25 protein-coding genes are annotated in these 21946 nt (G+C 68.8%); 22 read left to right on the plus strand and 3 right to left on the minus strand.

Annotated features, from left to right (window positions below):
- The first annotated feature begins 440 nt into the window (after positions 1 to 440).
- Positions 441 to 1106, plus strand: coding sequence for a response regulator transcription factor (locus tag TSO352_RS32205; protein ID WP_247872590.1), 666 nt, complete (start codon positions 441 to 443; stop codon positions 1104 to 1106).
- Between the two features lie 17 nt (positions 1107 to 1123).
- Here the strand turns inward: TSO352_RS32205 and TSO352_RS32210 are convergent, their stop codons facing one another.
- Positions 1124 to 1783 carry a TetR family transcriptional regulator gene (locus tag TSO352_RS32210; RefSeq protein WP_109111341.1) on the minus strand — a complete coding sequence of 220 codons (660 nt, stop codon included), beginning with the start codon at positions 1781 to 1783 and terminating at the stop codon, positions 1124 to 1126.
- Positions 1784 to 1880: 97 nt separating this feature from the next.
- Between TSO352_RS32210 and TSO352_RS32215 the strand changes: the two genes are divergently transcribed.
- From TSO352_RS32215 to TSO352_RS32275, 13 genes are all read left to right on the plus strand, one after another.
- The gene (locus TSO352_RS32215) at positions 1881 to 2546 is read left to right on the plus strand and encodes a class I SAM-dependent methyltransferase (RefSeq protein ID WP_109111342.1); all 666 of its coding nucleotides are present in this window, start codon (positions 1881 to 1883) and stop codon (positions 2544 to 2546) included.
- A gap of 95 nt (positions 2547 to 2641) precedes the next feature.
- The gene (locus TSO352_RS32220; RefSeq protein WP_247872591.1) at positions 2642 to 3535 is read left to right on the plus strand and encodes an urease accessory protein UreD; all 894 of its coding nucleotides are present in this window, start codon (positions 2642 to 2644) and stop codon (positions 3533 to 3535) included.
- Positions 3536 to 3680: 145 nt separating this feature from the next.
- On the plus strand, positions 3681 to 3983 hold the full coding sequence (locus tag TSO352_RS32225) for an urease subunit gamma (RefSeq protein WP_109111343.1): 303 nt from the start codon (positions 3681 to 3683) through the stop codon (positions 3981 to 3983).
- Between the two features lie 15 nt (positions 3984 to 3998).
- On the plus strand, positions 3999 to 4304 hold the full coding sequence (locus TSO352_RS32230) for an urease subunit beta (RefSeq protein WP_109111344.1): 306 nt from the start codon (positions 3999 to 4001) through the stop codon (positions 4302 to 4304).
- 26 nt (positions 4305 to 4330) lie between these two features.
- A complete protein-coding gene (gene ureC / locus TSO352_RS32235; protein WP_109111345.1) occupies positions 4331 to 6040 on the plus strand; it encodes an urease subunit alpha in 1710 nt (569 codons plus the stop codon).
- A 223-nt stretch (positions 6041 to 6263) separates the two neighbouring features.
- Positions 6264 to 7076 (plus strand): aspartate/glutamate racemase family protein, encoded by an 813-nt coding sequence (locus TSO352_RS32240; RefSeq protein WP_247872603.1) that lies wholly within the window; start codon positions 6264 to 6266, stop codon positions 7074 to 7076.
- A 3-nt stretch (positions 7077 to 7079) separates the two neighbouring features.
- Positions 7080 to 7562: an urease accessory protein UreE gene (locus tag TSO352_RS32245; RefSeq protein ID WP_109111347.1), complete on the plus strand. Its 483-nt coding sequence runs from the start codon at positions 7080 to 7082 to the stop codon at positions 7560 to 7562.
- A gap of 166 nt (positions 7563 to 7728) precedes the next feature.
- Positions 7729 to 8418, plus strand: a complete 690-nt coding sequence (locus TSO352_RS32250) for an urease accessory protein UreF (RefSeq protein ID WP_109111348.1) — start codon at positions 7729 to 7731, stop codon at positions 8416 to 8418.
- Positions 8415 to 9059: an urease accessory protein UreG gene (gene ureG / locus TSO352_RS32255; RefSeq protein ID WP_109111349.1), complete on the plus strand. Its 645-nt coding sequence runs from the start codon at positions 8415 to 8417 to the stop codon at positions 9057 to 9059. The genes TSO352_RS32250 and ureG overlap by 4 nt, the downstream gene beginning before the upstream one ends.
- A gap of 89 nt (positions 9060 to 9148) precedes the next feature.
- Complete coding sequence (locus TSO352_RS32260) at positions 9149 to 10078, plus strand: PRC-barrel domain-containing protein (protein ID WP_109111350.1); 930 nt, start codon at positions 9149 to 9151, stop codon at positions 10076 to 10078.
- Between the two features lie 20 nt (positions 10079 to 10098).
- On the plus strand, positions 10099 to 10536 hold the full coding sequence (locus TSO352_RS32265; RefSeq protein WP_109111351.1) for a DUF2892 domain-containing protein: 438 nt from the start codon (positions 10099 to 10101) through the stop codon (positions 10534 to 10536).
- Between the two features lie 284 nt (positions 10537 to 10820).
- Positions 10821 to 11606, plus strand: coding sequence for an enoyl-ACP reductase FabI (gene fabI / locus TSO352_RS32270; RefSeq protein WP_109111352.1), 786 nt, complete (start codon positions 10821 to 10823; stop codon positions 11604 to 11606).
- Between the two features lie 223 nt (positions 11607 to 11829).
- Positions 11830 to 12240, plus strand: coding sequence for a bacteriohemerythrin (locus TSO352_RS32275; protein ID WP_109111353.1), 411 nt, complete (start codon positions 11830 to 11832; stop codon positions 12238 to 12240).
- A gap of 10 nt (positions 12241 to 12250) precedes the next feature.
- Here TSO352_RS32275 and serB read toward each other — a convergent pair whose 3' ends face one another.
- The gene (gene serB, locus TSO352_RS32280) at positions 12251 to 13144 is read right to left on the minus strand and encodes a phosphoserine phosphatase SerB (RefSeq protein WP_109111354.1); all 894 of its coding nucleotides are present in this window, start codon (positions 13142 to 13144) and stop codon (positions 12251 to 12253) included.
- Positions 13145 to 13303: 159 nt separating this feature from the next.
- On the opposite strand from serB, the gene miaA reads away from it, so the two are divergent.
- The 7 genes from miaA (at position 13304) to ilvC (ending at position 20090) form a co-directional block, all read left to right on the plus strand.
- Entirely contained in the window at positions 13304 to 14308 is a 1005-nt protein-coding gene (miaA, locus tag TSO352_RS32285; protein ID WP_247872592.1) for a tRNA (adenosine(37)-N6)-dimethylallyltransferase MiaA, read from the plus strand.
- 62 nt (positions 14309 to 14370) lie between these two features.
- Positions 14371 to 15537 carry a PLP-dependent aminotransferase family protein gene (locus TSO352_RS32290; protein ID WP_247872593.1) on the plus strand — a complete coding sequence of 389 codons (1167 nt, stop codon included), beginning with the start codon at positions 14371 to 14373 and terminating at the stop codon, positions 15535 to 15537.
- A gap of 336 nt (positions 15538 to 15873) precedes the next feature.
- Complete coding sequence (locus TSO352_RS32295; protein ID WP_109111357.1) at positions 15874 to 17637, plus strand: acetolactate synthase 3 large subunit; 1764 nt, start codon at positions 15874 to 15876, stop codon at positions 17635 to 17637.
- Positions 17638 to 17677: 40 nt separating this feature from the next.
- Entirely contained in the window at positions 17678 to 18187 is a 510-nt protein-coding gene (gene ilvN, locus TSO352_RS32300; protein ID WP_109111358.1) for an acetolactate synthase small subunit, read from the plus strand.
- Between the two features lie 101 nt (positions 18188 to 18288).
- Positions 18289 to 18543, plus strand: coding sequence for a type II toxin-antitoxin system prevent-host-death family antitoxin (locus TSO352_RS32305; protein WP_109111359.1), 255 nt, complete (start codon positions 18289 to 18291; stop codon positions 18541 to 18543).
- A complete protein-coding gene (locus TSO352_RS32310) occupies positions 18540 to 19007 on the plus strand; it encodes a PIN domain-containing protein (protein WP_109111360.1) in 468 nt (155 codons plus the stop codon). Before TSO352_RS32305 ends, TSO352_RS32310 begins: the two co-directional genes overlap by 4 nt.
- A gap of 63 nt (positions 19008 to 19070) precedes the next feature.
- The gene (gene ilvC / locus TSO352_RS32315) at positions 19071 to 20090 is read left to right on the plus strand and encodes a ketol-acid reductoisomerase (protein ID WP_109111361.1); all 1020 of its coding nucleotides are present in this window, start codon (positions 19071 to 19073) and stop codon (positions 20088 to 20090) included.
- Between the two features lie 109 nt (positions 20091 to 20199).
- Here the strand turns inward: ilvC and TSO352_RS32320 are convergent, their stop codons facing one another.
- Positions 20200 to 20913: a helix-turn-helix transcriptional regulator gene (locus TSO352_RS32320; RefSeq protein ID WP_109111362.1), complete on the minus strand. Its 714-nt coding sequence runs from the start codon at positions 20911 to 20913 to the stop codon at positions 20200 to 20202.
- Positions 20914 to 21042: 129 nt separating this feature from the next.
- Between TSO352_RS32320 and TSO352_RS32325 the strand changes: the two genes are divergently transcribed.
- On the plus strand, positions 21043 to 21945 hold the full coding sequence (locus tag TSO352_RS32325; RefSeq protein ID WP_109111363.1) for an EamA family transporter: 903 nt from the start codon (positions 21043 to 21045) through the stop codon (positions 21943 to 21945).
- Position 21946 lies beyond the last annotated feature (1 nt).

The following is a 21946-nucleotide window of genomic DNA, read 5'->3' on the forward strand; positions in this document are numbered from 1 at the left end:
GATGTCCCTCCGCAAGGCCACCCGCTGCGGGCGGCGATGCCGCGTGATCCGGTCCCGACAGCCGGGCAAACCGGCACGGCCGGTCCGAGCCGTTTTTTCGAACATAAAAAATTCTATCAATATTGTTCGAAACAGCGGGCTTTACGCTTCGTGCTGGGATGATTTATACGGTTCATTAACGAACGGCGCAAGGTGAGAACAAGAAGGTCACAGGCAATAGATCAGGTTGCGTCGGAAATTGACCGCACCCTCGATCCTTCGATATTTCGGGGTAGTGGCACCTGCCGACGTCGCGAATGAACCGCTTTCATCTGTGGGCTTTTTGGTGTTCTTGGCCCTTCTGAAAAGCGGTCCGCTGACCATAAGGGGACACGATGGAGTTCGAGCTTCAAGCGCGCGGCGGTTCGCGTAGCGCGGGCAATCCCACACGGATTTTTCTGGTGGTCGACGAGCAGCCGATGGTCCGCCACGGCTTTGCCCTGTCCATTGGCGAGATCTGTCCGGATGCCCGCGTGCTGGAGGCCGGAACGCTGGATGAAGCGCTGGCCATCGGCCGCCATACCCCGGAATTGGCCCTGGTCCTGTATGACCCCGGCCCGGCCCGGCCCGACAGCGCGGAGGGTGGGGCGGAGGCCGCGACCGGTCCCTTCGCCGGGCTGCGCCGCCTGAAAGAGACGCTGGGCGCGGTGCCGGTGCTGATCCTGACCAACTCCGACGAGGTGGCGGACATCGTCGACAGCGTCCGGCTGGGTGCCCGCGGCTATGTGCTGAAGACCAGCCCGCCGGAGGTGCTGGAGCACGCCATCTCGCTGGCGCTGAGCGGCGACATCTTCCTGCCGCTGCCACGGGCGGTGCTGAACGGTGCGCTGGCCGAGGCGACGCGGGGCAACGACGACATCCTCGACCGGCTGACCGACCGCCAGCGCGACGTGTTTGAACTTCTGCTGGCCGGCCATTCCAACAAGGAGATCGCCCGCGGGCTGGGCGTGCTGGAAGGCACGGTCAAGGTGCATGTCCGCGCGATCATGCAGAAGCTGGGCGTGCGCAACCGCACCCAGGTCGCGGTGGTCGCCGCGCGCAACGGCTGCTTTTCCGGCGAGGGATGAGCGGAACCGCCCCGGCCTCAACGGAGCCGGTCGTCCCCGCCGGCTCCCTTCCGTGAGAGATCGCGCAGATAGGCGCAGAACATATCCGCCATCGCGTCGGCGTAGGCCTGGATGTCGGCCGCGGTCCGCGGCGTCCCGGAAAATTGCTTCCCGGCCGCGCTCAGGGTGGAGGTGATGAGGGTCCCGGCCATGTCGCGGACCGCATCCGGTGCGCCCGGCAGGGTGTCCCGCATATAATCGTCGATCAGGCGCTTCCCGGCCGCACGCGTCTCCTGCGCTTCGGGAGAGTCGCGGTAGAGGGGCGCGGCGTCGTTCAGCGCCACGCGGACGGCCGCTTCCTCGCACTCGGACCTGATGAAGGCATGGACGAGGGGCCTCATCCGGTCGAGCGGCGGCTGGCCGGGATCGCGAAGGATCCCCTCCATCATCGTGGCCGTCCGTGTCCATTCGTCGCTCTGGAGACGAAACAGGATCGCGGCCTTGTTCGGGAAATACTGGTAGAGCGATCCGACGCTGACCCCGGCCCTCTCCGCCACCCGTGCGGTGGTGAAGCGTTGCGCCCCTTCCTTGGCCAGAACCTGAATGGCGGCCTCCAGAATCGTCTCGACCAGACGGGTCGACCGGTCCTGTTTGGGCTGTTTTCTCGAGGAAATACAAGGGTGTGATCGGTCGCTCATCGACGGTTCCGGCAATGCGATTGGGAAAGGCGACGAATTATTCGTATTCTGTGGTCCGGCACAAGCACGGCTTTCCCAACCGGATCGGAATTTTCCCATGGATACCCTTTGCACGCTTGCCAGCGCCCCGCTCGCGCCGCTGCTGGATCGTCTGTTCAACGAGGCGGATGCCGCGACCAGCCCCGTGCTGACCGCCGTCAGCCATGAGGAGCGGGAGCGGCTGTTGCGCAGCAAGACCGAGTATCTCGACCTCTACGGACGCTTGAAGGACGTGGCGCTTCCGGTGTCGCGCGAAACCGGCAGGCTGCTGTACATGCTGGCGCGAAGCACGCGTGCGCGGACGGTCGTCGAGTTCGGCACTTCGTTCGGCATCTCGACCTTGCATCTTGCCGCGGCGCTTCGGGACAACGGCGGCGGACGGCTCGTCACCAGCGAGTTCGAACCGACCAAGGTGGCACGGGCCCGCACGCATCTGACGCAGGGGGGCTTGATCGACCTCGTCGACATCAGGGAAGGGGACGCGCTGCGGACGCTGGCCGCCGACCTGCCGGACACGGTCGACCTGCTGCTTCTCGACGGCGCGAAGGCGCTCTACTCCGACATCCTCGATCTGGTGGAAGGCCGTCTGCGGCCGGGTGCGCTGGTCGTCGCGGACAACGCGGACCATTGCCCGGAATTTCTGGAACGCGTCCGCTCACCGGCGGGTGGCTATCTGTCGGTCCCGGTCGCCGGGGACGTCGAGGTTTCCATGCGGATCGGCTGACGCGGAAGGCGTCGGGCGCACCCTCCACATTCGTTTGCACCGGCCCGTCCGCTTCCGGCAGACTGCCCGCGGGATCACGGCGAGGGAGCGGGCGGGTGACGGAAACGGTGCTGGCGGACACTCCGGTGGTGGAGGAGAGGCGGGGCGGGGAAAAGAAGGTCGCGGTCCATGGCGCCGCGACCCTGCGGTTCGAGCATCGCCACGGCGAAACCCGTCTGGCGACCCTCTATCACCACGACCCGCTGCGTGTCCTGCTGCCGACCCCGCGCCGCGGCGATCTGCCCATCGGCGTGCTCGCCACCACGTCGGGCGGGATGGTGGGGGGCGACCGGCTGGACATCGCCCTGTCCGCCGGCCCCGGCGCCCGCGCCGTCATCACCACCCAGGCGGCGGAGAAGGTCTATCGCTCCACCGGTGACACCTGCCGCATCGACACGGCGGTGGCGGTGGAGGATGGCGCCTGGCTGGAATGGATGCCGCAGGAGGCCATCGTCTTCGAGGGCGCCCGTCTGCGCCGGCTGACCCGGCTCGACCTGTCCGGCACCGGCCGTGCCATCGCCGGCGAGATGCTGGTCTTCGGCCGTGCCGCCTTCGGCGAGACGGTGTCGCGCGGCCTGATCCGCGACGCCTGGGAGGTCGCCCGCGACGGCCGCCTGATCTGGGCCGACGCGCTGCATCTGGACGACGACATCGCCGAGGCGCTCGCCCACCCCGCCGGCTTGGCCGGTGCCGCTGCCTGCGCCACCCTGCTGCACGCCTCCCCCGACGCCGCCCGCCACCTCGACGCCGTCCGCGCGCTCGCCGAGCCGCTGGTCACTTCGTCGGGAGGCGCCCGCATCGGCGCCACCGCGCTGGACGGCCTGCTGGTCGTCCGCATCCTCGGCGGCGACGCCCGCGCCGTGCGCCGCGCCTACGCGACGCTGTGGTCCGGGCTGCGCAGTGAGGCCGCCGGGCTGCCGACGCGCCTGCCGCGGCTGTGGGAGGTGTGACGCCAAGGCCGCGCTTCCCGCCCAGCGCTTTCAAGCCACTACGTCATACGACGCACTTGGCGCGCCGCAGCATCGTGGCATAATCGCCCCAACGAACCGGTGCCGGATCCGGCGACGAACAGGGCGGCGAAAGGGCAATCCCCCGATGAACCTGACAGGGCGCGAGAAGGACAAGCTGCTCGTCGCGATGGCGGCGATGGTGGCGCGGCGGCGGCTGGAACGCGGCGTCAAGCTGAACCATCCGGAGGCGGTCGCCCTCATCACCGATTTCGTGGTCGAGGGCGCGCGCGACGGCCGCACGGTGGCCGAGTTGATGCGCGACGGCGCCACCGTGCTGACCCGCGATCAGGTGATGGACGGCATCCCGGAGATGATCCACGACATCCAGGTCGAGGCCACCTTCCCGGACGGCACCAAGCTCGTCACCGTCCACCAGCCGATCCGTTGAGGGGGCCGAACGACCATGAAACCCGGTGAACTCTTCCCGGCGGCCGGCGAGATCGTGCTGAACGACGGCCGCGCCACGGTGGAACTCGACGTCGCCAACGCCGGCGACCGGCCGATCCAGGTCGGCTCGCACTTCCATTTCTATGAAACCAACAGCGCGCTGACCTTCGACCGCGAGCAGGCGCGCGGCTTCCGGCTCGACATTCCGGCGGGCACGGCGGTGCGCTTCGAACCGGGGCAGACCCGGCGGGTGACGCTGGTCGCCTATGGCGGCGACCGGGTGGTGATCGGCTTCAACCGCAAGGTCAACGGCGCCCTCTGACGGGCCGGACAGAAGGGCGAACGAGCATGTCCTACCGCATCGACCGGGCCGAATACGCGGCCCTCTACGGCCCGACCACCGGCGACCGCCTCCGGCTGGCCGACACCGACCTGATCGTCGAGGTCGAGCGCGACCACACCGTCTACGGCGAGGAGGTCAAGTTCGGCGGCGGCAAGGTGATCCGCGACGGCATGGGCCAGTCCCAGCGCTCGCGCCACCAGGGGGCGGTCGACACCGTCATCACCAACGCGCTGATCATCGACCATTGGGGCGTCGTCAAGGCCGACATCGGCATCACCGGCGGGCGCATCGCCGCCATCGGCAAGGCCGGCAACCCCGACGTCCAGCCCGGCGTCGACATCATCGTCGGCCCCGGCACCGAGGTGATCGCCGGCGAGGGTAAGATCGTCACCGCCGGCGGCATCGACGCCCACATCCACTTCATCTGCCCGCAGCAGGTCGACGAGGCGCTGAACAGCGGCGTCACCACCATGCTGGGCGGCGGCACCGGCCCGGCCGCCGGCACCTCGGCCACCACCTGCACGCCGGGGCCGTGGCACATGGAGCGGATGCTCCAGGCCGCCGAAGGGCTGCCGATCAACCTCGGCTTCTTCGGCAAGGGCAACACCAGCCGCCCCGATGCGCTGATCGAGCAGGTCGCCGCCGGCGCCTGCGGCCTGAAGCTGCACGAGGATTGGGGCACCACCCCCGACGCCATCGACACCTGCCTGTCGGTCGCCGACCAGCTCGACGTCCAGGTGGCGATCCACACCGACACGCTGAACGAATCGGGCTTCGTCGAGGACACCATCGCGGCGTTCAAGGGCCGCACCATCCACACCTTCCACACCGAAGGGGCGGGCGGCGGCCATGCGCCGGACATCATCCGGGTGGCCGGGCTGCCCAACGTGCTGCCCAGCTCGACCAACCCGACGCGGCCCTTCACCATCAACACGGTGGACGAGCATCTCGACATGCTGATGGTGTGCCACCACCTCAGCGCCCGCATCCCGGAAGACGTCGCCTTCGCCGAAAGCCGCATCCGGCGCGAGACCATCGCGGCGGAGGACATCCTGCACGACCTCGGCGTCTTCTCGATGATTTCGTCGGACAGCCAGGCGATGGGCCGGCTGGGCGAGGTGATCATCCGGACCTGGCAGACCGCGCACAAGATGAAGCTCCAGCGCGGCCGGCTGCCGCAGGAGAACGGCGACAACGACAATGTCCGCGTGAAGCGCTACATCGCCAAATACACCATCAACCCGGCGCTGTCGCACGGCATCGCCCACGCCGTCGGCTCGGTCGAGGTCGGCAAGCTGGCCGATCTGGTGGTGTGGTCGCCGGCCTTCTTCGGGGTGAAGCCGGACATGGTCATCAAGTGCGGCACCATCGCCGCCGCGCTGATGGGCGACCCCAACGCCTCGATCCCGACGCCGCAGCCGGTGCATTACCGGCCGATGTTCGGCGCCTTCGGCCGCTCGCTGCAGGCCAGCAACGTCACCTTCGTCAGCGGCAAGGCGCTGGAGCTGGAGGTCGGCCGGCAACTCGGCCTGCACCGCGAGCTGATCGCGGTCCAGGGCACCCGGACGGTCGGCAAGAAGGACATGATCCACAACGACGCGATGCCCCACATCGAGGTCGACCCGGAAACCTACGAGGTGCGGGCGGACGGGCAGTTGCTGACCTGCGAACCGGCGGACGTCCTGCCGATGGCGCAGCGCTATTTCCTGTTCTGATGATAGGCTCCCTCTCCCGTCCCGGGAGAGGGAAGGGGCCCGCCGCGAAGCGGTGGGAAGGGTGAGGGGTGACCCAAGGATCAAGTCCCTGTTCGGATAGCCCCTCACCCTCCCCATGCTGTCGCATGGGGCCCCTCCCTCTCCCGGGGCGGGAGAGGGCAACGGTTGCGAAGGCTCAAATCAGGTGATCGGTGTATTCGATTCAGGACATGGCGGGTTGACGGTGCTGCGGGCCCTGGTGGACGCGGCGCCCGACCGGCCCTTCGTCTATCTCGGCGACCACGCCGCCGCCCCCTACGGCCCGCGCAGCGAGGATGACATCTACCGGCTGACCGTGGCCGGGATGGACCGGCTGTTCGCCCAGGGCTGCCGGCTGATCGTCATCGCCTGCAACACCGCCGCCGCGGTGGCGCTGCGGCGTCTGCAGCAGGAGTGGCTGCCCTCGGCCCACCCCGGCCGCAACGTGCTGGGCGTGCTGGTGCCGATGGTGGAGGCGATCACCCGCGTGCCGTGGATGATCGACACCGTGCCGCCGGACCATCTGGCGGAGCCCCGCACCGTCGGTATCTTCGCCACCGCGGCCACCGTCAACTCCGGCTCCTTCCCGCGCGAGATCGGCAAGCGGGCACCGTCGGTCCGCGTCGTCCAGCAGGCCTGCCCCGACCTCGTCCCCCTGATCGAGCGCGGCGCCCCCGATGCAGAGATCGAGCCGGCGGTGGCACGCTATGTCCGCGTGCTGCTCGACAAGCTGGGCCACCAGCCGCTGGACGCCGTGGTGCTGGGCTGCACCCATTACCCGCTGGTCCGCCACCTGTTCGCCCGGGCGCTGCCGCCGGGGGTGGAGGTGCTGGACCAGCCGACCCTGACCGCCCGCTCGCTCGACCAGTATCTGGACCGCCATCCCGAATACCAGCCCGGCTCAGCAAAGCAGGGGGCGGAGCGGGGTTTGCGCTTCTTCACCACCGGGGACGCGCCGCTGGTCAGCGAACTGGCCGGCCGCTTCTTCGGCCACCCGACCCCCTTCGAACGGCTTTAGCTGATGACCGACCCGACCCGCCGCGCCACCCGAGTCCACGCCCGCGGCCATTGGCCGGCCGAGCGCGCGGCCGGCACCGTGACGCTGGCCTTCGACGACCGCTTCCGCCGCCGGATGGCGATGACCGACGATGCCGGCGGCGCCTTCCTGCTCGACCTGCCGCGCGCGGTGGCGCTGGACGACGGCGACGGGCTGGAACTGGTTGACGGCGGTATCCTGCGGGTGGTCGCCGCGGCGGAGGACCTGATGGAGGTGCGGGTGCCCGGCCCGGTGGAAGCCTTCGCCCGGGTGGCCTGGCACCTGGGCAACCGTCACCTGCCGGTGCAGATCGTCGGCGACACCATCCGGCTGCGGCGCGACCACGTCATCGAGGACATGCTGCGCGGGCTGGGCGCCGAGGTGCGCGACGTGCATGTGCCGTTCATGCCGGAAGGCGGCGCCTATGGCGGGCATTCGCATGGCGGTGGGCATGGGCACAGTCACTGAGGCGGATGTCCTTCCCTCTCCCGCCCCGGGAGAGGGAGGGGACCCGCCGGAGGCGGGGAGGGTGAGGGGCAATCCGCACATGGAGCCTCCTGATTCTCGATTCACCCCTCACCCTTCCCATGCTGCGCATGGGCCCCTTCCCTCTCCCGGGGCGGGAGAGGGAGGAGTGTCGATTCACGCCCTCACCCGCCTGCTGGCGTGGCTGTCGCCGTCCTTCCCGGTCGGCGGCTTCTCCTACAGCCATGGCATCGAGGCGGCGGTGGAGCAGGGGCTGGTGCGGGACCGCGCCACGCTGATCGTCTGGCTCGACGGCATCCTGCGCCACGGCGCCGGGCGGACCGACGGCATGCAGTTCGCCGCCGTGCACCGCGCCGTGCGCGCCGGTGACGAGGCCGCCTTCGCCTGGGCGGTCGAGCGCGCCGACATCCTGCGCGCCTCCGCCGAAACCGCGCTGGAATCGCGGTCCCAGGGGCAGGCGTTCCTGCTGGCGATCCGCGCGGCGTGGCCGCTCGACGGTCTGCCGCGCTGGGACGCCGTCATCGCCGCCACCGGCCGCCCGCCGGCCTACGCGGTGGCGGTCGCGCTGGTGTCGGCGCTGATCGGCGTGGCGGAGGGGCCGGCGCTGGCCGCCTACCTGCACGCCTTCGCCGCCAACCTCGTCTCCGCCGGGGTGCGGCTGGTGCCGCTCGGCCAGACCGACGGGCAGCGGGCGCTGGCGGCGCTCGACGCGATCACCCACGCGGCGGCCGACGCGGCGCTGAACGCCCCCCTGGAGGATCTCGGCGGCCGGGCGATGGCCGTCGACTGGACCTCGATGATCCACGAAACCCAATACACGAGGCTGTTCCGCTCATGAGCGCTCCCCCCGCTATCGAAAAGAGCCACGCCGGCCCGTTGCGCGTCGGCATCGGCGGCCCCGTCGGGTCCGGCAAGACCGCGCTGACCGACGCGCTGTGCAAGCGCATGCGCGACGATTGGGAGGTCGCGGCGATCACCAACGACATCTACACCAAGGAGGATGCCGAGTTCCTCACCCGCTCCGGCGCGCTGAAGCCGGAACGGATCATGGGGGTGGAGACCGGCGGCTGCCCGCACACCGCGATCCGCGAGGATGCCTCGATCAACCTCGCCGCCGTCGACCAGATGAACGCCAAGTTCCCCAACCTGGACCTGATCTTCATCGAATCGGGCGGCGACAACCTGGCGGCGACCTTCTCGCCGGAGTTGGCGGACATCACCATCTACGTCATCGACGTCTCGGCCGGCGACAAGATCCCGCGCAAGGGCGGGCCGGGCATCACCCGGTCGGACCTGCTGGTGATCAACAAGACCGACCTTGCCCCGATGGTCGGCGCCAGCCTGGAGGTGATGGACCGCGACGCCCGCAAGATGCGCGGCGACCGTCCCTTCGTCTTCAGCAACATCAAGACCGGTCAGGGGCTGGACGCCATCCAGTCCTTCATCGTCCAGCGCGGCGGCCTGCCTCTTCCGGGCTGACCGCCGGCCTTCCGGCCCTGATCACGGAACCTCCGGCTTGACCGTGCTGTTCATGCAGCATGCGACGATCGACGCCGGAGGATGTCCCGATGAAACGCCCGACGCTTGGCGCGGCCCTGTTCCTTGGCCTGCTGGGCTCCCTGTCCGTTGCCGCGCCCGCCCTGGCGGCCTCGACCCCATCCGCAGCCGCAACCCCCGCGCCCCCGGCGTCCGGTGACGGTTGCGCCCAAGGGCTCGACCGTCTGGGCCAGCAGGTCGCGGCGCTGGAGGCCGCCGGCCCCGGCACCCCGGCTCCCGTCACCCCGCAGGAAATCGCCCAGCTCCGCGCCTTGCAGCAGGGGGCGCAGGGCGCCGCGCAGCAGGGCAACGCCCCGGCCTGCCAAGCCATCCTGGGCGAGGCGCTGGCGCTGCAGGATTCCATCGCCCACCCGCGGGCCATCGCCGCCGACGAGCTGGAGGACGCCAAGCTGCGCAGCCCGGACGGCGCCGATCTGGGCAGCGTCTCCGAGTTGATCATCGACCCCAACAGCGGCCGCGTCGCCTACGCGGTGGTCGAGCTGGGCGGCTTCCTCGGCCTCGGCGAGAGCCATTTCCCGGTGCCGTGGGCGCTGTTCACCCCGTCGGGCGACGGCTATGTCCTGAACGTGCCGAAGGACAAGCTGACCAACGCGCCGCGCTTCAGCGAATCGAACCGGCCGAACATGAACGACCGGCAGTGGGCGATGGCCATCCACACCTACTACGGCGTTTCCCCCTACTGGACGCGCGACAGCGCGACGCTGGCCGCCATCGCCGGGGCGACGGGCGGCGGCAACGACGCCGCGCAGCCGCTGCGCCAGGAGGTGCAGCGGCTGTCGCAGGAGGTGGCGCGTCTGAACCGGGAGCTGCAACAGGCGCGCGGCGCCGCCGGGTCGAGCGGGTCGCCTCCACCCGCCGGCACCGGCTCCGCAATCCCCGGCGGCGATTCGGGGAGCAATCCGGGGAACGCTGCCCCCCAACCGCCGGTTTCCCAGCAGTGACCCGTTCCAGGAGGACCGACATGGCACTCTCGACCATCACAGACATCGCGCAACGCGGCGCCCGCAGCGTCGAGGACCGCATCCACGGTCCGGATGGCGGCTACACCATCAACCTCGGCCACAACGAGCGGCTGGCGTCGCTGGCCGGCGGCGGGCTGCTGGCGGTCCTGGGCATGCGGCGGGCCGGATGGGGCGGTGCGGCGCTGGCGCTGACCGGCGGCGTCCTGGTGGCGCGCGGCCTGACCGGCTACTGCCCATTCACCTCGATGGTGGCCGGCTGGTCGCGCCGCGCCCGGGCGGCCATTCCGGCGCAGGACGTCGACGACGGGCAGAACCGGTTCTCCCGCCATCCCGGCGACATCTATGACCCCTGCGACGACAAGGAGATCGTCGACGAGGCGTCGGAGGAGTCCTTCCCGGCCAGCGATCCGCCTTCTTTCACCCCCGGCGTGACCTGATAACAGAAATGTCATCAAGAAACGGCCTTCCGCTCCATCCGCGGCAGGCCGTTTTGATGTGGATCAATGAAGACGCCGCCAGAGGATTTTTTGCTTTTATTGGTCTTGCCCATGGGAATGCTGCGCGATGATTGACAGGGCGGCCGGTTCTGCGCCTGGAACACGTTGCGCGCTTGTGGGAACTGGTTTATGGTGCACTGCACAAGGGGTGCCGTGCGCAACCACCGGCGGACGGCGCCGGCGCGGCCGCTCCTCCCGTCACCTTGACAGCAGGACTGTCCGCCATGACCACGATCATTCCCGCCGCCGCGACGCTCGAAGGCAAGAAGGGCCTCGTCCTGGGCATCGCCAACGACCAGTCGATCGCCTGGGGCTGCGCCCGCGCCTTCCGCGCCATGGGCGCCGACCTCGCGGTCAGCTATCTGAACGAGAAGGCCAAGCGCTTCGTCGAGCCGCTGGCCCAGCAGCTCGAGGCCGAGATCTTCGAGCCGGTGGACGTCACCGGCGAAGGCGAGCTGAAGGCGATGTTCGAAAAGATCGGCGAGAAGTGGGGCAAGCTCGACTTCGCCCTGCACAGCATCGCCTTCGCGCCGAAGGAGGACCTACACGGCCGCGTCGTCGACTGCTCGCGCGAAGGTTTCCAGCAGGCGATGGACGTGTCCTGCCATTCCTTCCTGCGCATGGCGCGCTACGCGGAGCCGCTGATGAAGGATGGCGGGTCGCTGTTCACCATGTCCTACTTCGGCGCCAACCGGGTCATCGACAATTACGGCGTGATGGGTCCGGTCAAGGCGGCGCTGGAGGCCAGCGTGCGCTATCTGGCGGCCGAGCTGGGGCCGAAGGGCATCCGCGTCCACGCCATTTCGCCGGGCCCGATCAAGACCCGCGCCGCCTCGGGCATCGCCCATTTCGACGAGCTGATGAACAAGGCGGCGGAACGCGCGCCGGAAGGCCGGCTGGTGACGATCGAGGAGGTCGGCTACACCACCGCCTTCCTCGCCACCGACGGCGCCAAGGGCATCACCGGCGACACCACCTACGTCGATTGCGGCTATTCCATCGTCGGCTGATTTCGGCGGTTCGTTGGTTTGGACGGGCGGGTGCGGCGACGCGCCCGCCCGTTTCGTTTGGACCTTCCCGTGCTGGTGGTCCATGCCGGGTGCGTCAAATTGCCGTGTGACGACGCCGGCTGTTTTGGCGACGTGGTAACACCAGTCATACTACCGTCGATTGGGGAGCCGGGACCAGCGCGGAACGTCGCCGGACCGTGGGAGGGAAGGAGGCCGGAAGGTCATGGGCGCCATCACATGGCGACGGCAGTTGAGCGTCGGGCAGCCGGCCATCGACGAGGATCACAAGCACCTGATCGAGTATCTGAACGAACTCGACGCCGCGTTGGAAACACCGCGGTTCCAGCCGATCCGCGTCGCCAAGATCCTGGTCAAGCTGCTGGAATACACCAAGGAGCATTTCGCCCGCGAAGAGCGGATCATGCAGATCGTGCATTATCCGAAGTTCGACGAGCACGTCGCCATGCACCGCGAGGCGGTGCGGAAGGTCAGCGAGCTGTCCTCCCGCTTCTCGACCGAACCGACCCACGAGAACGCCGAAAAGCTCTACAAATTCACTGCCGACTGGCTGGTCCGCCACATCATCCTGACCGACACCCAGCTGACCCCCTACGTCCGCGGCGTCTGGGCGTAAGAACGCCCCGTCAGCCCACGAACTCCGACACCCGGTAGCCCTGGGCGTAGAGCAGCGCGGTCAGGTCGCCATGGTCCACCCGGGCGCGGGCTTCCGCCGCGACCACCGGCTTGGCGTGGTAGGCGATGCCCAGCCCGGCGGCGAGCAGCATCGGCAGGTCGTTGGCGCCGTCGCCGACCGCCATCGTCTCGGCCATCGGCACTCGGTGCTCGCCGGCGTAGGCCAGCAGGGCCTGGAGCTTGCTGTCCTTGTCGAGGATCGGCTCGGTCACGCTGCCGGTCATCACGCCGTCGAGGATCTCCAGGTCGTTGCCGCGGTCGTCGTCGAAGCCGATCCAGGCGCGCACCCGGCCGGTGAAGCAGCGGAAGCCGCCCGACACCAGAACGCACACCGCGCCGTTGGCCCGCATGGTGCCGACCAGCTGGGCGGCGCCCGGCATCAGGGTGGCGCGCTGCCACACCTCGTCGATCACCGTCTCCTTCAGGCCCTTCAGCAGGGCGACGCGCTCGCGCACCGCGCCCTTGAAGTCGATCTCGCCGTTCATGGCGCGGGTGGTGATCGCGGCGATGTGGTCCTTCAGCCCGACATAGTCGCCCAGCTCGTCCAGCATCTCCTGCTCGATGATCGTCGATTCCATGTCGGCGACCAGCAGCCGCTTGCGCCGCGTCGCCGCCGGCTGGGCGATGACGTCCAGCGCCGCGTCCTTCAGGGCATGGCGGATCGCCGCCTCGGCTTGTTCGGGGGCGAGGTTGCCGAAGGGCAGGTCGCAGGCGGTGCCCGGCGCCAGCCAATCCGGCGCCCCGGCGTCGGCGCCCAGCCCGACCAGCGCCGCCTTGGCGGTCTGGACGGCGGCCTCGTCGAGCGTGGCGGTGCGGGGGGCGATCAGCGTGGCGACGGCGTTCATCGGCGGGGTATCCCGAGGAAAAGAGGGCCTTTGCGCGCTGCCTAGCACAGGCGGGGAGCCGGGTCCAACGAAGCTTCGGCGTCCATGGCGCGATGGGGGTTGCAAAGCGAGGCGCGGCAAGGCCATGGATGGGGTGGAACAGGGCAGGGGCGAGCGAGCGTGACCAATCTCAAGGCCGACCTTACCGACGTCGTCGTCATCGGCGGGCCGACCGCATCGGGGAAGTCGGGGCTGGCGCTGGCCGTCGCGGAGGCGTTCGGCGGCACCGTCATCAACGCCGACAGCATGCAGCTCTACGCCGACCTGGACGTGCTGACCGCCCGGCCGCCGGCCGAGGATCTGGCGCGGGCGCCGCACCGGCTCTACGGCGTGCTGCCGGCGGCGGAGCGCGGGTCGGCCGCCCGCTGGCGTGACATGGCGCTGGCGGAGATCGCCGCCGCGACCGCGGCCGGCCGGCTGCCCGTGGTGGTCGGCGGCACCGGCCTCTACCTGCGCGCGCTGATGCAGGGGTTGAGCGAGGTGCCGCCGGTCCCCGACGCCGTCCGTGCCGCCGCCCACGCCCGGCTGGCGGCGCTGGGCGGCGATGCGTTCCGCGCCGAACTGGTCGCCCGCGATCCGGCCTCCGCCAAGCTGAATCCCGGCGACACCACCCGCCTGACCCGCGCCTGGGAGGTGCTGGAGGCAACCGGCCAGCCGCTGTCCCATTGGCAGAGCCGCACCGCCCAGGGCGCGCCGGAGGGGTTGCGCTTCCACCGGCTCGTCCTCGACCCGCCGCGCGCCGACCTCTACGCGCTGTGCGACCGGCGTTTCGACCTGATGATGGGGCAGGGCGCGCTGGAGGAGGTGCGGCGGCTCGACCGCCTCGCGCGGGAGCAGGCGCTCGCCGCCGACCTGCCGATCCTCAAGGCGCTGGGCGTGCCGGAGTTGCGCCGCCACCTGCACGGCGCGATCACGCTGGAGGACGCCGTCGCCCTTGCCCAGCAATCGACCCGGCGCTATGCCAAACGGCAGGTCACGTGGTTCCGGCATCAGATAGTTGGCAAAGCGGCTGATTTGCTGGTATCTCCTACAGGACAGCATAGCTGCCATACCATCGATACCCTCTGTTCACCGGCGGTTCGAAATGCAATGCTCGACCGCCTAAAGACGATACTAAATTACTGATCCGAAGGAGAAGCGACGTGTCGGTTGATTGGGGTCATGTGTTCGCGGGCCGCGTGAGCGGCATGACGGCGTCCGAAATCCGGGAGCTGTTGAAGCTGATCGACCGTCCGGAGATCATCTCCTTCGCCGGCGGGATTCCCGACCCGGATCTGTTCCCCAGCGCCGCCATCGCCCGCGCCTACGAGAAGATCTTCCAGTCCAACACCGGTGCCGGCTCGGCCCTGCAATACTCCATCACCGAGGGCTACACGCCGCTGCGGGAATGGATTTGCGATTACATGGGCGGCAAGGGCGTCAATGTCGGGCTGGACGGTGTTCTCATCACCAACGGTTCGCAGCAGGTGCTGGAGTTCGTCGGCAAGCTGCTGATCGGCCCCGGCGACAAGGTGGTGGTGACCCGCCCGACCTATCTCGGCGCCCTCCAGGCCTTCTCGCCCTACGAGCCGACCTACCTCTCCATCCCGATGGACGAGGAAGGGCCGGAGATGGGGGCGCTGAACGAAGCGCTGGCGCAGAAGCCGAAGTTCTTCTACCTCGTCCCCGATTTCCAGAACCCCAACGGCACCACGGTGACGCTGGCCCGCCGCATCGCCATCCTGGACGCCTGCGAGGCCGCCGGCGTGCCGGTGGTGGAGGACACCGCCTATTGCGAGCTGCGCTATGACGGCGAGCAGCTGCCGCTGATGGCGGCGCTCGACTGCCAGCGCAACGGCGGCAAGCTGACCAACGTCATCTTCGGCGGCACCTTCTCCAAGACGATGGTGCCGGCGATGCGGGTCGGCTGGGTCAACGCGGCGCCCGAGGTGGTGAACCGCCTGGTGCTGATGAAGCAGGCCGCCGACCTGCACGCCAGCACGATCAACCAGATCGTCATGCACGACGTCGTCTCGCAGATCTTCGACAGCCACCTGAAGCTGCTGCGGTCCCAGTACAAGGAGCGCCGCGACGCCATGCTGGCGGCGCTGGAGGAGTACGCCCCCCCGGGCGTCACCTGGACCAAGCCGGAAGGCGGCCTGTTCGTCTGGATCGAGGCGCAGGAGGGCGTCGACGGCACCGAGCTGCTGGCCCGCGCCATCAAGGAAGCCAACGTCGCCTTCGTGCCCGGCTCGGCCTTCCACGCCGACCGCTCGGGCAAGAACACGCTGCGGCTGGCCTTCTCGGTCACCAAGCCGGACCGCATCCGCGAGGGCATCCGCCGGCTGTGCGGGCTGCTGAAGGACGCCGCCTGACCCGCGGTTCCCGTCCGACCGTCGCCGACATGAACTGTGGAAACGGTGGCCGCGCTCCGGTGCGGCCGCCGTTTCCGTTTCCGGCCGGCTTGGCCGCCGCCAGTCCATCATTCGAAAAGCAATGCGCAACAATCGGAAAAACTGCGGCAAAAAAACTTTTCGATCATTCGCGAATAGGGTTGACCTGTGACGGAAGAATTGACTAATTTGCCGCTCCCATCGCGCTCCATCGGGGCTAAGCCGTTGTTCTGACGGCAGACCCCGCGGCCGCGATGGCGACAGCCCAAGGAACCGGGCGCCCGCAGGAGAGGCGCCCACATGAGAAGGTCGTGAGCGATGTCCGAACAGAAGCTGACCGGCGCCCAGATCATCATCAAGGCCCTGAAGGACCAGGGCGTTGACATCATCTTCGGCTACCCCGGCGGCGCCGTACTTCCCATCTACGACGCGCTGTTCCAGCAGAACGACCTGAAACATGTCCTTGTACGCCATGAACAGGCCGCGGTTCACGCGGCGGAGGGCTATGCGCGCTCGACCGGCAAGGTCGGCTGCGTGCTGGTGACCTCCGGCCCCGGCGCCACCAACGCGGTGACCGGCCTGCTGGATGCGCTGTGCGACAGCATTCCGATCGTCTGCCTGTCGGGGCAGGTGCCGACGCACCTGATCGGCAACGACGCCTTCCAGGAGGCGGACACCACCGGCATCACCCGTCCCTGCACCAAGCACAATTACCTGGTGAAGGACGTCAACAGCCTGGCCCGCACCCTGCACGAGGCGTTCTACGTCGCGCGCAGCGGCCGTCCCGGCCCGGTGCTGGTCGACATCCCGAAGGACGTGCAGTTCGCCGACGGTGCCTACGTCCCGCCGGCCGAGGTCAAGCACAAGACCTACCGTCCGCAGGTCAAGCCGGAGATCGCCCGCATCGAGGAGGCGGTGGAGCTGATCGCCAACGCCAAGCGCCCGGTGTTCTACACCGGCGGCGGCGTGATCAACGCCGGTCCCTTCGCGGCGCAGCTGCTGACCCAGTTCGTCAAGACCACCGGTTTCCCGATCACCTCCACCCTGATGGGCCTTGGCGCCTTCCCGGCGTCGGAAAGCCAGTGGCTGGGCATGCTGGGCATGCACGGCACGTACGAGGCGAACCTCGCCATGTACGAATGCGACGTCATGATCAACATCGGCGCCCGCTTCGACGACCGCGTGACCGGCAAGCTGTCGGAATTCTCGCCGGGCTCGAAGAAGATCCACGTCGACATCGACCCCAGCTCGATCAACAAGAACGTCGCGGTCGACATCCCGATCGTCGGCGACTGCGGCGCCGTGCTGGAAGACATGCTGCGCATCTGGAAGGCGCGGGCCAAGCGCCCCGACCAGGCGGCGCTGAAGCAGTGGTGGGGCAAGATCGATGGCTGGCGTGCCCGCAACTGCCTGAACTACAACCGCACCGAATCGGTGATCAAGCCGCAGTACGCGCTGGAACGCCTGCGTGAGGCGCTGCGCGGCAAGGACCACTACATCACGACCGAGGTCGGCCAGCACCAGATGTGGGCCGCCCAGTTCCTGCCCTTCGACCAGCCCAACCGCTGGATGACCTCGGGCGGGCTCGGCACCATGGGCTACGGCCTGCCGGCCGCCATCGGCGCCCAGCTGGCCCACCCCGACGCCATCGTCGTCGACGTGTCGGGCGAGGCGTCCTTCCTGATGAACATGCAGGAGATCGGCACCGCCGTGCAGTACCGCGCGCCGGTCAAGATCTTCATCCTGAACAACCAGTACATGGGCATGGTGCGCCAGTGGCAGGAGCTGCTGCACGGATCGCGCTATTCCCAGAGCTACTCGGAGGCGCTGCCCGACTTCGTCAAGCTGGCGGAGGCCTGGGGCTGCGTCGGCCTGCGCGCCACCACGGTGGCCGAGGTCGATCAGGTCATCGAGAAGATGCTGGCCGTCACCGACCGCCCCTGCATCATCGACATCGCCGTCGATCCCAAGGAGAACTGCTTCCCCATGATCCCGGGCGGCAAGGCCCACAACGAAATCCTGTTCGGTCCGGACGACAGCCCGTCCGACGCCACGCCGGAAGACGGCATGGTGCTGGTCTGATCCGCTGCCGATAAAGAACCGGAAGAAGGGAACGGGAATCATGGATCTGAACGCGATCGAAAAGCACACCATCGCGGTGCTGGTGGACAACGAGCCGGGCGTGCTCGCCCGCGTCATCGGCCTGTTCTCCGGCCGCGGCTACAACATCGAAAGCCTGACGGTGGCGGAGGTGAACAACGCCGACCACCTGTCGCGCATCACGCTGGTCACTTCCGGCACCCGGATGATCATCGAGCAGATCAAGGCGCAGCTCGGCCGGCTGGTGCCGGTCCACCGCGTCCACGACCTGACCGACGAAGGCCCGGCGGTGGAACGCGAACTCGCCCTGCTGAAGGTCGTCGGCACCGGCGACAAGCGGATCGAGGCGCTGCGCCTCGCCGACATCTTCAAGGCGAAGGTGGTCGACGCCACGCTGACCAGCTTCGTCTTCGAGCTGACCGGCACGACGCAACAGGTCGACGACTTCGTCGGCCTGATGGCCCAGCTCGGCCTCGTCGAGGCCAGCCGCACCGGCGTCGTCGCCATGTCGAAGGGGCCGGCGGCGTTCTGACGCTCCCCCCGAGGGTTTCTTCGGGCTCCATCGCCGTCCGGCCCGTTCTGGGTTAGGATGATCCGCCGGGATGGGCGGACGGCGAGCAGCGGGGAACGGTTATGAAGATGCTGTCGGTGGACGAGGCGAAGGAGCAGCTCGGCGCGCTGATCGAGGCCGCCAAACGCGGCGAGGAGATCGTGCTGACCGAGAACGGCACGCCGGTGGCGCGGCTTTCGGCCACGGAAACCGTGTCCGACGAGGAGCGTCGCAAGGAAGCTGGGCAAAGGCTGCTCGAGAAGCTGCGCAAGGGTTACGACCTGGGTGGGCGTGACTGGACGCGCGACGATCTGCATGAGCGCGGCTCCCTGCCATGACCAAACCCGTGGTCAGCTTCGACACGAACATCCTGTTCTATGCGGCCGACCGGCGCGATCCCGCCAAACACGAGGTTGCGCTGGCCCTGTTGGAGAGGGCGGCGGCAGCCGGTTCTGCTGTCGTCATCGCCGGACAGGCGCTCTGCGAACTCTATGCCTCGCTGACCCGCAAGCGAATCCTGCCGCCCGCCGAAGCATTGGACCTCGTCCGTGACTATGAGAAGAGCTTTGAGCGTCTCCCGGTCGCCGCCGATGCTTTCAGCCGCGCTTTCGATGCCGTAGCCGCGCACGGATTGCAAATCTGGGATGCGGTCTTGTGGGCAAACGCCGACGCGTTTGGCTGTAAGTACCTTGTGTCCGAAGACTTTCAGGACCGGCGGCGGCTTGGCGGCGTCACTTTCCTCAACCCCTTCAACGCTGACGGGCGGCTTTTGCTTGACGCGGCCTTGCCACCGATGGACTAATCCGCACCGCGCACTAATCGCTTCGTTCAACACCCGGCTAGTGAAATTTAAGGAACCATCTCCATGCGCGTCTATTATGATCGTGATGCCGACGTCAACCTGATCAAGGGCAAGAAGGTCGTCATCGTCGGCTACGGCAGCCAGGGCCACGCCCACGCTCACAACCTGCGTGACAGTGGCGTGAAGGACGTGCGGATTGCGCTGCGTCCCGGTTCGGCCACCATCAAGAAGGCCGAGACCGCCGGCTTCACGGTCATGACCCCGGCCGAAGCCGCCGCCTGGGCCGACGTCGTGATGGTTCTCACCCCCGACGAGCTGCAGGCCGACCTGTACAAGGACGATCTGGCCCCGAACATGAAGCAGGGCGCCGCGCTCGCCTTCGCCCATGGCCTGAACATCCACTTCAACCTGATCGAGCCGCGCGGCGACCTCGACGTGTTCATGATCGCGCCGAAGGGCCCCGGCCACACCGTGCGCAGCGAATACCAGCGTGGCGGCGGCGTGCCGTCGCTGGTCGCCGTGCACCAGAACGCCTCGGGCAACGCGCTGGACATCGCCCTGTCCTACGCCTCGGCCAACGGCGGCGGCCGCGCCGGCATCATCGAGACCACCTTCAAGGAAGAGTGCGAGACCGACCTGTTCGGCGAGCAGGTCGTCCTCTGCGGCGGTCTGACCGAGCTGATCAAGGCCGGCTACGAGACGCTGGTCGAGGGCGGCTACGCCCCCGAGATGGCCTATTTCGAGTGCCTGCACGAAGTGAAGCTGATCGTCGACCTCATCTATGAGGGCGGCATGGCCAACATGCGCTACTCGATCTCCAACACGGCCGAATACGGCGACTACCGCACCGGCCCGCGCATCATCACCGCCGAGACCAAGGCCGAGATGAAGCGCGTGCTGACCGACATCCAGGAAGGCCGTTTCGTCCGCGACTGGATGCAGGAATGCAAGGTCGGCCAGCCGTCCTTCAAGGCGATCCGCCGCCGCAACGCCGAGCACGAGATCGAGAAGGTCGGCGAGAAGCTGCGCGCCATGATGCCGTGGATCGCCGAGCGCCGTCTGGTCGACAAGTCGAAGAACTGATCCGGCGAACGCCGCTCGGTTTTCTGGAAAGCGCGTCCCTTCGGGGGCGCGCTTTTCGTTTGTGCCCGCTGTTTGTGCCCGCTGTTTGTGCTCGCTGTTTGCCGGGGGATCAGCCGCCGGTCCAGCGCTCCGGCGCCAGGTCGAAGCGGTCGGCGAAGCCCTGCACCCCGGCGGGGGTGATCGCCAGGGCGCGGCTGTCGGGGTTGCGGGCGAGCCAGCCCAGCGCCAGCAGGCGATCCAGCAGCCCGGCGCCGAGCCGCCCCGCCAGATGCGGGCGGCGCTCGCTCCAGTCCAGGCAGGTCCGGCAGAGCGGCCGGCCTTTGCCGCGGTCGTGCTCGAGGTCGAGGCCGAACTCCGCCAGGAAGCGCTGCCCGCGCGCCGTCACCGCTCCCCCGCCATCGGCCAGGGCGACGTGGCCGTGCCGGCACAGGGAGTCGGGCAGCGCGGTGCCGAGGCGCCCCGCCAGATGGTCGTAGCAGGTGCGGGCGGTGCGCAGCGCCTCGTCCTTCGGCCCGACCGGGCGATGCCGCTTCGGCCCGGCGACCGCCACCGCCATCAGGATTTCCATCGCCTGGGCGACGTCGGCGGAGGCCAGCCGGTAATAGCGGTGCCGGCCCTGGCGCTCCAGGGTCAGGAGCCCGGCCTCCGTCAGCTTCGCCAGATGGCCGCTGGTGGTCGAGGCGCCGACCCCGGCGTGCCACGCCAGCTCCCCGGCGGTCAGCGCCTGCCCGCCCATCAGCGCCGACAGCATGTTGGCGCGGGCGGGATCCCCGATCAGGGCGGCGACGGCCGCGATGCTGTTGCCGGACAGGATGCTGGACATGGTCCGAGCATAATCCGTCGCGGCGCGGCGGTCAGCCGGCGATGGTTCGGCCGGGAACGAAACGTCGGTCGCGGCCGGCGGCGGCAAGAGCTGGCATGGTGGCGTCCGTCCGCAACCGCCGAGGCGATCATGACCGACACCCGACCGAACCTGAAGGTCGAACTGGCTTTGCTGCTGGCGCTGGCGACCCTGTGGGGGGCGTCCTACAGCTTCATCAAGCTCGGCGTGGCGACCATCCCGCCGCTGACCCTGATCGCCGCGCGCACCCTGATCGCCGGTGGGATTCTCCTGCTGGTGATCCGTTGGCGCGGGCTGGCCCTGCCGCGTGACCGGGCGATCTGGCGCCGCTTCCTGATCCAGGCCGTTCTGAACAGCGTCGCGCCCTTCACCCTCATCGCCTGGGCGGAGCGCAGCGTCGACGCCGGCACCGCCGCGATCCTCAACGCGACCACGCCGATCTTCGCCTTCCTGATGACCAGCCTCGTCACCCGCCACGAAGCGCTGACCGTCCGCAAGGGGGTGGGGGTGCTGGCCGGGATCGGCGGGACCATCCTGGTCATCGGTCCGCAGGCGCTGGCCGGCGGCGGCGATCTTCTGGCGCAATGCGCCATCCTGGCCGCCACCGTCTGCTACGCCGGCGCCGCGATCTTCGGCCGGGTGTTCAAGGGGCTCGACCCGATCATGCCGGCCGCCGGCTCGCTGCTGTGCGGCGCGGTCGTCCTGCTGCCGCTCAGCCTGCTGGTCGATGCGCCGTGGACGCTGGCACCGTCGGGCTCGTCCGTGCTGGCGCTGCTCGGCCTGTCGGTGTTCTCCACCGCGCTGGCCTTCACCCTGTATTTCCGGCTGGTCCACACCATCGGATCGGTCGGCACCACGGCGCAGGCCTATCTGCGGGTGCCGATCGGCGTCGGCATCGGTGCGCTGGCCTTGGGGGAATCGCTCGGTCTCAACGCCTGGGCCGGCTGCGGCTGCGTGATCGTCGGGGTGGCGGCGATGACCATTCCCGCCAAGCCACGGCCGGTGACGGCCTGAC

It is taken from the genome of Azospirillum sp. TSO35-2, from assembly GCF_003116095.1.
In the GTDB taxonomy this organism is placed as follows: Bacteria; Pseudomonadota; Alphaproteobacteria; order Azospirillales; family Azospirillaceae; genus Azospirillum.